Origin of the sequence: Microcystis sp. M179S2 (assembly GCF_020245805.1) — a bacterium.
In the GTDB taxonomy this organism is placed as follows: Bacteria; Cyanobacteriota; Cyanobacteriia; order Cyanobacteriales; family Microcystaceae; genus Microcystis; species Microcystis aeruginosa.
On record NZ_JADBUE010000232.1, the window covers coordinates 1 to 11254 of the forward strand.

The window sequence follows — 11254 nt, forward strand, 5'->3', positions numbered from 1 at the left end:
AGCCATAGCTAGTATATTTATACGGGGGAAGTTCAGATATAAGGATCGTAGCTGAAAAAGCCAAACTACGGTTTTCCCTGTGGATGGGGTTTATCAGTTATCAGATTTGAGTTTTCAATTCACTGTTTACTGAACAATGAAAAAAGCCCCCTGATTATCGCCGATGATACCAACGGGCAAATAATTTTTCTAACTCCACCCAAACGAATAACAAGGTACTAAATCCCAAACAGATTAATAATTCTTCTTTAGTTAAAAATTGAGTGCCGAAAAAATCCCGCAGGGCAGGAACATAGATTAACATCAGTTGAAAAATTGTCGTCAGGGTTACTGCTACCCAGAGATAGGGATTAGTCAAAGGATTCATTTCTATGGTAAGATGATCGCTTGATCGCACAGAAATGGCATGACCCATTTGAGCTAAACAGAGAGTAGTAAAAACCATAGTTTTCCATGAACCAGTATTACCAAAAAGCGGATCCAAGCGCACAGCGATTAACATTTGAGTGATATTAATAATCGAAAAAATAATCCCAATTCTCACGATATAACTGCCCAAACCGCGAGCAAAAATACTTTCTTGGGGACTAAAAGGAGGGCGACGCATAATATTAGGAGAAGCGGGTTCCACTGCCAAAGCTAAAGCAGGTAAACCATCAGTAACTAAATTCATCCAGAGAATTTGTAGGGGAGTGAGAGGAGTAGCTAAACCCAAAAGAGGCGAAGCAGCGATAGTAATCACTTCCCCGATATTACTGCCGAGAATATATTTAATAAAACTGCGAATATTGTTATAAACCACTCGCCCTTCTTCCGTGGCAGCGACGATAGTGGCAAAATTATCATCAAGGAGAATCATATCACTAGCCTCTTTGGTGACATCGGTTCCAGCGATTCCCATGGCAATGCCGATATCTGCTTGTTTCAGGGCCGGAGCATCATTCACCCCATCTCCGGTCATAGCAACAAATTTACCCTTTTTTTGCAAGGCGCGGACAATGGTTAATTTATGTTCGGGGGAGACACGGGCATAGATGTTAGTTTTGTCAATGATGTTTTCTAGCTGAATTGGTGATAATTTATCTAATTCTCGCCCTGAGATGACTAAAGCTCCCGCTTGGGCAATACCAAGACTTTTAGCCACCGCTAGAGCGGTTAATTGATGATCGCCGGTGATCATGATTGGACGGATTCCCGCTTCTCGACACCTAGCCACGGCGATTTGTACCTCCGGTCGCGCTGCGTCGATCATACCGACCATTCCTAACCAAATTAGGGCATCTTCGCTGATTTCAGTTGATTCTGACGGATAAATCAGGTTTTTGTAGGCTAATCCTAAGACTCGTAAACCCCTGTTAGCCATAGCATTGTTAGCGACTAAGACTTTTTCTTTTTCTCCATCCCCAAAAGGAAGACTTTCTAATCCCGATTGATAGGAGAGACATTGTTCAAGGATTAATTCCGGGGAACCTTTGGTAAATAGTACGGGATTGACTCCTTGACAAATGACCGACATTCGCTTTCTTTGAGAAGAAAAGGGGATTTCAGCGATTCTAGGGAACTCTTGCTTGGTTAGGGATAAATTTAAGCCCGCTTTCGCCCCTAAAACTAATAAGGCTCCTTCCGTGGGATCGCCTAAAATGCTATCGTGACCGTTATCGAGGTCTAAACTGGCATCGTTGCAGAGGATACTGGCAATTAAAAGATGATGTAATTCTAGATCGGTTTTGGGATCGATCGCCCGTTGCTCGGTGTCTAAAAATTGTCCTTTTGGACTATATCCTTCCCCTGTCACCGAAAAATTGCGATTAATTGTCTCTATCTCCCGCACGGTCATTTTATTTTCCGTTAGCGTCCCGGTTTTGTCGGAACAGATCACATTAACGGAACCAAGGGTTTCTACTGCCGGCAGTTTGCGAATCAAGGCCTGACGTTTGACCATGCGTTGGGTACCTAGGGCGAGAGTTAGGGTGATAACTGCGGGTAATCCTTCGGGAACGACGGCTACTGCCATACTAAGGGAAACTTCCACTAATTCCTCTAGGGCCGACCAACCGGCATTGATCAGGCCGATGGTAATAGTCAGGGCAACTAAAATGAGAGAACCAGCAACAAGGACATTACCCAAGTGAGTCATTCTTTTTTGGAGAGGAGTGGGTTCATTGCCGACTGTTGCTAACATTTGAGCGATTTTGCCTAATTCCGTTGTCATCCCCGTATTGGTAACGATGACCTTGGCCCGGCCTTGCAGTACCTCTGTTCCGGTAAAGACAAAATTTAAGCGATCGCCAAGGGGAGTATCCCTGTCTAAGGGGTCAATGGAGGCGGATTTACTAACACTATTTGCCTCTCCTGTCAAGGCCGATTCGCGAATTTGCAGGTTAAAAGCTTCGATAATTTGGCCGTCGGCGCTGATTTGGGTTCCCGCTTCAATCAGCATGATGTCCCCGGGGACGAGATTAACCGCATCTATTTCTGTGCGTTGGCCCTCGCGAATAACATTAACTTGGGGAGAGGAAAGTTTTTTTAAAGCGGCCAGAGCTTTTTCGGCGCGACTTTCTTGCAGATAGCCGAGGATACCATTGAGGATGACAATTGTTAAAATAGCGATCGTATCTTTGAAGGGAACACCAATTTTAGCCAGATGACCGCGCTGTAATGCTAGTAAATCCAGTCCTCCGGAAATTATGGCCACGGCAATTAAGAGGAGGAGCATAATATTGGTAAACTGATCCAGGAGAATTTGCCAATTACTGCGCCCTGGACGTTCTTGTAGTTCATTTTTGCCATAATATTTAATTCTTTGGGCGATTTGCTCCCTATTGAGGCCATTAACAGCCGAACTACCGAGGATAGATAGGGTGGTTTCCACCGGATAGGTATGCCAAGGTTGTTGCAAGTTAACGCTGGAATGGGCAGAATAGTCGGCATTGGCGGCCATGGCAAGTGAAGATAGTTGATCTAAATAGATCTTAGCCCTTTCTTTCCCCGGTAACAGGAAAAAACAAATGTTTAAACTGGCTCTTCCTGCTCATAGACAGTCTTAACGAGTAATGTAGATAAGTAGCTGGTTATAATTAAATTGAAGATAGATCCCCCCTTAATCCCCCCTTGATAAGGGGGGTGTCTGAAAGTTTTTAACATCTACCTACTTAGTCAACAGCTTAGTAGGGCAAAGTAAACCAAAATTGTGAACCTTTTTCGTCATTATTCATAATGCCAATTTCACCTCCGTGAGCATGGATAATTTGACGACATAGATATAAACCTAGTCCTAAACTAATCTGATTATTATTATTGCCTCGTTGATAGCGATCGAATAATTGTTTTCTCTGGGTTTCGCTAATTCCCACCCCATTATCGGCAATACTACACCGGAGATAATTGCCCTCTAGTCTAGCTGACAAAGTGATAATTATCCCCTGGGGATTGTGTTTAAGGGCATTGGCTAATAAATTCTCAAAAACTCGCCAGAGATGGTGAGCATCGGCATTAACTAAGGGTAAATCGGGGGAAAAATTATTAATTAAAGTTGCTTGATTTTCCTTTAATCTTAACTCCCATTCCTGACTGATCTGTTGACCAATTTCGTAGAGAGATAAAGGCTTTAGTTCTAGGGAAACTCCCCAAAGATCATTTTGTCGGGTTTCGACGAGAGAATCAATTAAAGTTAATTGTCGATCGCAACTGTTGGCCATCTGTTGTAAAATCTTCTGGGATACTTCTTTAGTTTCTCCCTGAGAATTTTTAATTAAATTATTTAAGATCATTGACATCCCGATCACGGGATTGCGGAGATCGTGAGAGACAGCATGAAGATAAATTTCTAAGGTTTCCTCAGTTTTTTGACGTTCTTTAATTTCGTTTTGGAGTTGTTTTTTTTGACGAGAAATAGTTAATTGATTTTCGATGCGGGCCATGACTTCTTCCCCTTGAAAAGGTTTAGAAATATAATCAACACCTCCCACTTGAAAAGCTTTGACTTTATCTAAGACATCATCAAGAGCGCTGATAAAAATTACGGGAATTTCTCTGGTTTTTTCATCAGCTTTTAACTGTTCACAAACTTGATAACCATTGAGATCGGGCATATTAATATCGAGGAGGATCAGGTCGGGAATTAGCGATCGCACTGTATTCAGGGCCATCTGTCCATTAATCGCTTTGCGTACCTGATAGCCCTTCTCGGTGAGCATAATCGACAATAGCCGCACATTATTGGGCAAATCATCGACAATTAAGACACTAGGGCGCGGTGTGAGTTGAGTCATGCCGGTTATTTTATAACTCAAACTGTTTAAATAAAGTGTATAAAAAAACAGGGGCTTGCCGAAAAAGTTTTTCCTGGGGGCAGCCTGTCGGGTGGGACAAGCGAGAAAGTCTCGTTACTCTACAGCGATCGCCTAGGGATTGTTGCCCATAAAAAAAGCACGGAACCCCACAACAATCAAGGAAGCGCTCAAGAGAGTTATTAATGTCCAAATTTGGTTACTTTGGGTTCCTTCCACCTTGATCAGTCGATTATCGATACTATCGACTTTCTCTGTTAAAGTTGCTAGTCCTATCTTCACATCGGTGACATTTTTCTGTAGGTTGTCTAGCTTTTGCTCGACATTTTTCTGTAAGGTTTCTAGCTTTTGGTCAAAACTTTTTTCGAGATTATCTAGCTTTTGCTCGAAACCTTTTTCGAGATTGTCTAGCTTTTGGTCAAAACCTTTTTCGAGATTGTCTAGCTTTTGGTCAACATCTTTCTGGAAGGTGTCTAGCTTGCGATCAACACTTTTAATACTATCTTTAATTTCCTTGAGGACAGATTCGAGGGAATAGGCAAGGGTTTCTGCTGTCATTGCGGTTAACTCCTATCAGTCGAGAGATAATTTAATTATCGATAAAAATCCTCTTAATTCTCCACTTCATTTTTTTCGAGAAATCTCTCCTCATCTTCCAATTTCTCGCTGATTTCCGGCAGTTTTAGCAATAGTCCTGCGAATAACCAATAGTAAACAGAAACTGGCTCGACGGAGAGAGGATAATAGTAGGGGTTAAAGCTAATAAAAAGTAGGAAAATCCAGATACAGAGACCCCAATGCTTTAAAGCAGCATTTTTTACTTTTAAATAGGCTTTAAAGGTGAGAATACAGAGAATTGTCATCAGTGCCATAAAAGCGATAAAACCGAAGATACCGATTTCGTAGAGGAGTTTAGCGTAGTAGGTTTCAATTAGTCTTATCTCTTCTTCTCCAGCTACATGAAGAGCGCCACTGCTGGCTGTGCCTAAACCAAAACCAAAAAGCTGTACATAATTGAACATCCACTGCATTTGATTGCCTACAAAGTCAATTGGAGACGAATATAGCCAGCGATCAATAAAATTTAGCCCTCTTTCCTGAATAAAGGGATTTAACGTCACCGCGAGCAGGGAAATCAGCCCCAAGATTCCCAATTTTAATGGTAACTTTTGTTTATGTTTGCCAGTAGCAATAAAAAGAACCAAGTAAAACAAAGGTACTAGCAAGAAAGGTATTCTTTGTCCAGAAACCAGAGTCGCAAGGAAGACTAAAACCATTGCTACCCAACCAGCGACGCGCCATCTTTTTTGCGGATCACTAAAACTGGCCGCGTAACTGATGACGCTACTAGATACTAAGAACCAACTCCATTGCCAAGGATCAGAAAATGTGCCAGGGAGACGAATTAAGCCTCGATCGGGATTATACAACACTGAACCCCCGACAAAACATTGAGCTTTCAGGCTGGCTTTCTCGGTAATATTCGGATAAAATTGGCTGTCGGATTTCGGGACAAGAACTTCCAGTTGATTGAGGAATTCATTATCAGGACAGATACCTTGGACGAGTAAGAAGTATTGAATTAGAGCTAAAACACAACAGACTAAGATCATCACGATTAAAAGCCGATTAACCACGAATAAATCCCGTTTTTGCTCGATTAGATAGTAGCCACAGAGAACTAGGGGAATATAACTTAGGAGGATTTTTAATCCCACAATTCCCACAGCAATTGATCCTTGGGGCAGATTGACAAAAAGAAAAGTTATCAGGCTGCTGGCAAGTAAAATCAAAGTTGTGATGAGAAAAGGCTTGATTTTGGGGCGTAATTGCTTAAAAGTTTTGGTTTTAATTAAAATTGCCGCTAAAGCGGCGAAATAAAAGGCATCCTTGGCGATTTTGTAGAGAGAATATGATGGCTCTATGCCAATAAAGTTGCCCACTACCTGAAAAACTCTCACCACAGACAAAGCGAAGGTATTACTCAGGGGAAGATAGATGATTAGGGCCAATAATCCCAGACGGGGATGGACAAAAGAACCGACCATGGCGGGAACTGCCCAAATTCCTAACAAGGCCGCTTTTTTGCCAAATACAATCCCTAAAACGAGACTAATTAGTATAGTGGCGATCGCTAATATAATTAGTAACAGGGAGTTCCTCTCTTTCATGCCGTGCGGGTTGAACAGGTTTAGCAGAAAGTGTACCGGATTTTTGCCGAGATTCTCATTCTCAATGGCGGAGGTGGGGAGCTTTTCAGTGATCAGTAAACAGTGAACAGTAAACAGTAATCAAGTGAGGTTCTTTTTGTTTGTGTTAGGCAATAGACGGGGTTATAAGAGATGAAACCCTTATATAGAAAGACATTTGGCGATTTTTGTCAATTGTTTTCCATCTAGAACGAACTAATCAATTAAGTCTCTTGCCAGATAAGGATGTAGTCTATTTATGCCACCCGATCAAACCATACCAAGTAACGAAGAACCATCAGTGAACTGAAAACTCACATCTGATACTGATCAAAGTTTCCTCTTGCTTCTTACCTCTTGCTATACTTATGTAAAATTTTATTGATCTCGATCTTGACTCCGTGGCCGAAAATCTTTCTTTTCAAGACCTTTATCAAGCTGGCATCAGTGCTTTTGAGCGTGGACAATATCGTCTTAGTGTCCAGCAATTAAATGCGGCTTTAGCCTTAATTTCCTTAGGCTCCCGAGCAGGGGGTGAGATTCAAATTTGGTTAATTTCTGCCCATCAAGGGTTAGGAGAGGGGGAGAAAGCTAGTGAAATCTGTAGGCAACTTATTACCCATCCTATCTATCAAATTCGCGAACAGGCCAAGCGTCTGCTTTATATTATCGAAGCTCCCCGTCTCAAACGCCCAGATGAGTGGATGACGAAGATTCCCGATTTAGATAAACTTCCCGATAGTACAGCGCAATTTAAAAAGGGAACAAATAAACAGAAAAAAGAAGAATCGCCCGCACCCATGCAGTTAGAGCAGCATAAAAATACTGTTTTTAGCGGACTGGCGATCGCTATTTTTCTATTGATGCTCTGGTTTTTTGCTAAAAATAGCTAAATTAGTTGACAATAAACTTCTAATATGCTAATGCAGTTAGCTATGGCTCCTAAATGGGCGATTTCATAACCGTGGGTGTTTTGGGTGGGAAAACCTAAGCAAGCGGCCTTAGCTATATGACCGAATTTCATGGCGATGGAGGCATCGCTACCAAAACCACTAATAATGGCTAATTGCAGGGGTATTCCCGCCTTTTCGGCCGCAATTCGTAATTCTTGATTTAATTGCTCATCATAGATACCGTAACCATCCTGAGACAATAACACAGGACTGCTGCCATCCTTAATCGGATATTCAGGAGCGAGGGGACAGATTTCTAGGGCAATTAAAGCATCTAAGCGGTTATTTGCGGTAAAAAATAAGGCCCCTAATGCTCCTACCTCCTCCTTAGCTGAGGCAACCAGATATATATCCACCGCAGGGTTAATTATTCTGGCCGCTAATGCCAAAAGAATCGCCACGGAAGCTTTATTATCAAGGGTATAACTGGCAATGTAGTCTTTTAGTCGCAAGGGTTGTTTTCGGTGTTTTCCCACCACGACTCGACTACCCACGCGCACCCCGCAAGCGTCTAATTCTTCCGGAGTCAATTTCGTCTCTATCCATGCGGATTCCCAGGTGACGGGAGTGTTTTCCTGCTGCACTTTTTGCGGGGATTGATGGGAAATATGACGGGAACCAAAGGAGAGAATTCCTGATCTGGTTTCCCTATCACCGATAATATCCACCACTCCTTCTCCGTAAATCCAAGGAAAAGCTCCCCCAAGTTGGCGAATTTGCAGAGTACCATCGGTATTAATTGTCTTGATAATAGCGCCAATTTCGTCTTTATGACCGGTAATGGCGATTTTTTGGGTCGAATCTTGTCCTTTAATCTTGCCGATGACATTTCCCGCTTGATCTTGCCATGTTTCTAATCCTAACTCTTGAAAGCGTTCTAGTAAAAAGCGATCGATTTCCGTTTCCATCCCACTAGGAGAATGATGGAGGACAAGAGTGGCAATAGTGTCAAAGAGGTGATCAAAATCCATATTTGTCTTGATTTGTGGGTCGAAAGAGAATTATTATCGAAACAGGAAATCGAAAAGGTTTTACAGAAACAATATTGGCGCAGCCATGGCTCTTGGGTGATTGCCAGTTAGCATTTAATGATTAATCAGAGGTGCAGAATTAGCCAGAAAACCCGCAACTTTCAGAGACTCTAGCACCGAATTGTCATCCTCTACCCAATAGTTTTGTCCTAAACGCACAAATTGACGCTGAGTTCCCGCACCAATGGTGGCAATAACGGGAACTTTTGCCTTTTGTTTGTCTCCCGATTGCAGAATACTTTTGAGAAGATTTTGACGATTTTGGTTGACGACATCTTGCAGCGATAAATTAACCATCACCATTTTAATGGTTTCGATCGGTTCCGCATCTTCGATAATTAATTGTACCCGATCATCTCGGCGATCAACTTTTCCCCACACCATTAAAGTTGCTTCCTCCACTAATAATTTTTGCAGACGTTCGTAGGTATCGGAAAACACCACCGCTTCCGATTGTCCCGAGGCATCTTCTAGGGTTAAAAATGCCATCGGAGTCCCTTTTTTGGTCATAATTTTCTTGACGGCATTTAATAAGACAATTGCACTAACTTTTTTTCTGGTTTTGTGTTCTTCTAAGTCAGCTAAATTGATAGGAGATAGGACTTGAGCGGCTCTTTGTAAAGCTTTTAAAGGATGTTCGGAAACATAAAAACCTAAATGTTCTTTTTCCAGTTTTAACTTTTCCTGTAGGGAAAAATCTTCTACTGGGGTGGCACTGGGAGACTGTTCAAACTCGGATTCTTGTTTATTTTCTGTGTTACCTCCTAGCATATCAAAAATATTCATTTGACCACTTTCTTTCTCTTTGGTGCGTTTTTGCGCCCAAGCAACTACTAATTCTAAATCTTCAATTAATTGATGGCGATTAGGTTGAATTTTATCAAAAGCACCACAATAAATTAGCGTTTCTAAAGCTCTTTTGTTGACCACTCGCAAATCAACACGCTCGCAAAAATTCCCTAAGGAAGTAAACTTTCCTCCTGTTGCTTCCCGGGCTTTTAAAATAGCCTCGATCGCATTTTCGCCCAGATTTCTAACTGCGGACAAACCAAAGAGAATTTTGCGTCCAATCGGGGTAAAATGTTTTTGCGAGCGATTGATGTCGGGAGGTTCGACATCGATATTCATTTTCTGACAGTTTTCTCGATACTTTTCCACCTTATCCTGATTATCGCTACTAGCAGTTAGTAACGCTGTCATATATTCCACAGGATAATTAGCTTTTAAATAAGCGGTTTGATAGGTGACGTAAGCATAAGCGGTCGAGTGAGATTTATTAAAACAATTGGAGGCAATTAACCCGTTGCCCAGCAAAAAATTATGATCTTTCTCTACACCAATATCGTAAACGGGTTTTCTTCCCAAGGATTGACGACTGATAATTTTAACCATATTAGTAACTCAACTCTCCAGAGATTTTTGTAATGGTGCTAATGGAAATATGGCATTTCTTTGCCAAATCAGGCCGCCAAAGTCCCCAAAATGGCTCTCTTATTCCTTGTAACATAAGTTTAACTTATATAAGTATAAGAGCGATCAATCTTTGTGTCCTTTGTGTCTTTGTGGTTCTTTCTACTAGCTCGCCAGCAGGACTGTATCTTAGAATACATTTTACCCACCAAACCTAAGAGAGCCAAAAAATTACCATATACATCATATATATTGATACCTAAAGTGTATATTCTACCTACCATAGGTTACGATCAATGTTAACCGAGGAGAAAAAACCAGAAAAACTAGACTTCTTGAATGGGGTCAGCTGTGGCCGTTTGCCACAAGGTTTAAGACACCTGTAAACAGCTTTTACTAATTTCTTGGCCGGTCCTACTAAATTTGGTTAAAGGGTAGCAACGCGAAGCGGGACAAAATGCAGCAGTTGAGATAGCAAAGAAGCCTTGCAACTGAGGGAAAAGATCTATGTCGTACCTTGACGAGAGGTCAGCACTGGCTAGTTCACGCATTGTGTTATAATTCTGGCCAAGCCATCAAGGGATTTGAAAAGGAGTAACACCATGAGTCTATCTTCAGAAGCCTATCGCCAAGCCCTCGTGCGGGATGGAGAACGGCGCTATCGCGAATGGCACCAAAATTATCACAACCAATGCCGTCAATCAAGGGCTGAATACCAAGCTCGTTCGGCCCAACAACGCCCAACAAAGCCGTGGATTTCCTCGGAAGCCTACCGCCAACTTTTGGTCAAAGATGGGGAGCGGCGTTTTGCGGAATGGCATGGCGAGTTTTTAGACTATCAACGACAATTTCTGGCCAGTCAATCCACCTAAACGGATGTCAACGAATCCCCATTACAGCAATCTCTGAAAATAGTGGCTAGAGTCCCCGAAAAAATAGCTAATACGAATTTTCAATAGTCGTGACTAACATCTGAAAGTGCAGTTCCTTTCTCGGAGAGGGATTGCACTTTGGAGTGAGCAACTAAGTCTGTCATTAGGGTTTGCTGAAAAAGTTTTTCGTGGGGACAGGGTGTGGGGTGTAGGGTGTGGGCTTCGGCCGTGATCTCAGGCTTCGAGGGTGATCTCAGGCTTCGACGGTGAGATCAGCCGAACCGCCGAACCGCCGAACGGGTGTAGGTTTTTACCGATTTTGAGGGGGTCAATTACTAATTTTCAGGGAAAAAGTCCCTGAATTTTCCCCCCGATCACTCCCAGATCTGGGACTTTTTGATTGACAAAAAGTCTAAAAGTCTTACCCAACAAGGTTTTTAGATTTATTCAGCCAGCCCTCATTACTTTTGAAAAATGATATAAGTAATAAGACAAAATTAATTACACAAA

The 11254-nt window shown here is 42.0% G+C and carries 8 protein-coding genes; 2 read left to right on the forward strand and 6 right to left on the reverse strand.

The genetic code is table 11. The features are described 5' to 3' along the window. Window positions 1-154: 154 nt before the first annotated feature. The 4 genes from IM500_RS14375 to IM500_RS14390 all read right to left on the reverse strand — a co-directional run bounded on the left by IM500_RS14375 (window position 155) and on the right by IM500_RS14390 (window position 6460). The gene (locus IM500_RS14375) at window positions 155-2941 is read right to left on the reverse strand and encodes a cation-translocating P-type ATPase (protein ID WP_287738758.1); all 2787 of its coding nucleotides are present in this window, start codon (window positions 2939-2941) and stop codon (window positions 155-157) included. 223 nt (window positions 2942-3164) lie between these two features. Then, window positions 3165-4271, reverse strand: coding sequence for a hybrid sensor histidine kinase/response regulator (locus IM500_RS14380; RefSeq protein WP_190718101.1), 1107 nt, complete (start codon window positions 4269-4271; stop codon window positions 3165-3167). 132 nt (window positions 4272-4403) lie between these two features. After that, complete coding sequence (locus tag IM500_RS14385; protein WP_190718099.1) at window positions 4404-4847, reverse strand: hypothetical protein; 444 nt, start codon at window positions 4845-4847, stop codon at window positions 4404-4406. A 53-nt stretch (window positions 4848-4900) separates the two neighbouring features. Further along, window positions 4901-6460, reverse strand: a complete 1560-nt coding sequence (locus IM500_RS14390; RefSeq protein WP_190718097.1) for a hypothetical protein — start codon at window positions 6458-6460, stop codon at window positions 4901-4903. Between the two features lie 419 nt (window positions 6461-6879). On the opposite strand from IM500_RS14390, the gene IM500_RS14395 reads away from it, so the two are divergent. After that, window positions 6880-7371: a hypothetical protein gene (locus IM500_RS14395; protein WP_190718094.1), complete on the forward strand. Its 492-nt coding sequence runs from the start codon at window positions 6880-6882 to the stop codon at window positions 7369-7371. On the opposite strand, the gene IM500_RS14400 is transcribed toward IM500_RS14395, so the two are convergent. Beyond that, complete coding sequence (locus tag IM500_RS14400) at window positions 7368-8402, reverse strand: M42 family metallopeptidase (protein ID WP_190718092.1); 1035 nt, start codon at window positions 8400-8402, stop codon at window positions 7368-7370. The two genes, IM500_RS14395 and IM500_RS14400, sit on opposite strands and share 4 nt — an antisense overlap. A 114-nt stretch (window positions 8403-8516) precedes the next feature. Further along, window positions 8517-9854, reverse strand: a complete 1338-nt coding sequence (locus IM500_RS14405) for a helix-hairpin-helix domain-containing protein (RefSeq protein WP_287738761.1) — start codon at window positions 9852-9854, stop codon at window positions 8517-8519. Window positions 9855-10474: 620 nt separating this feature from the next. Between IM500_RS14405 and IM500_RS14410 the strand changes: the two genes are divergently transcribed. Further along, window positions 10475-10744, forward strand: coding sequence for a hypothetical protein (locus tag IM500_RS14410; protein ID WP_190718088.1), 270 nt, complete (start codon window positions 10475-10477; stop codon window positions 10742-10744). Window positions 10745-11254 lie beyond the last annotated feature (510 nt).

Bases quoted from the DNA above. Each gene is read 5' to 3' on its own strand.
- IM500_RS14400 (WP_190718092.1), bottom strand. From the start codon at position 8,402: ATGGATTTTGATCACCTCTTTGACACTATTGCCACTCTTGTCCTCCAT.
- IM500_RS14410 (WP_190718088.1), top strand. From the start codon at position 10,475: ATGAGTCTATCTTCAGAAGCCTATCGCCAAGCCCTCGTGCGGGATGGA.
- IM500_RS14375 (WP_287738758.1), bottom strand. From the start codon at position 2,941: ATGGCCGCCAATGCCGACTATTCTGCCCATTCCAGCGTTAACTTGCAA.
- IM500_RS14380 (WP_190718101.1), bottom strand. From the start codon at position 4,271: ATGACTCAACTCACACCGCGCCCTAGTGTCTTAATTGTCGATGATTTG.
- IM500_RS14405 (WP_287738761.1), bottom strand. From the start codon at position 9,854: ATGGTTAAAATTATCAGTCGTCAATCCTTGGGAAGAAAACCCGTTTAC.
- IM500_RS14390 (WP_190718097.1), bottom strand. From the start codon at position 6,460: ATGAAAGAGAGGAACTCCCTGTTACTAATTATATTAGCGATCGCCACT.
- IM500_RS14385 (WP_190718099.1), bottom strand. From the start codon at position 4,847: ATGACAGCAGAAACCCTTGCCTATTCCCTCGAATCTGTCCTCAAGGAA.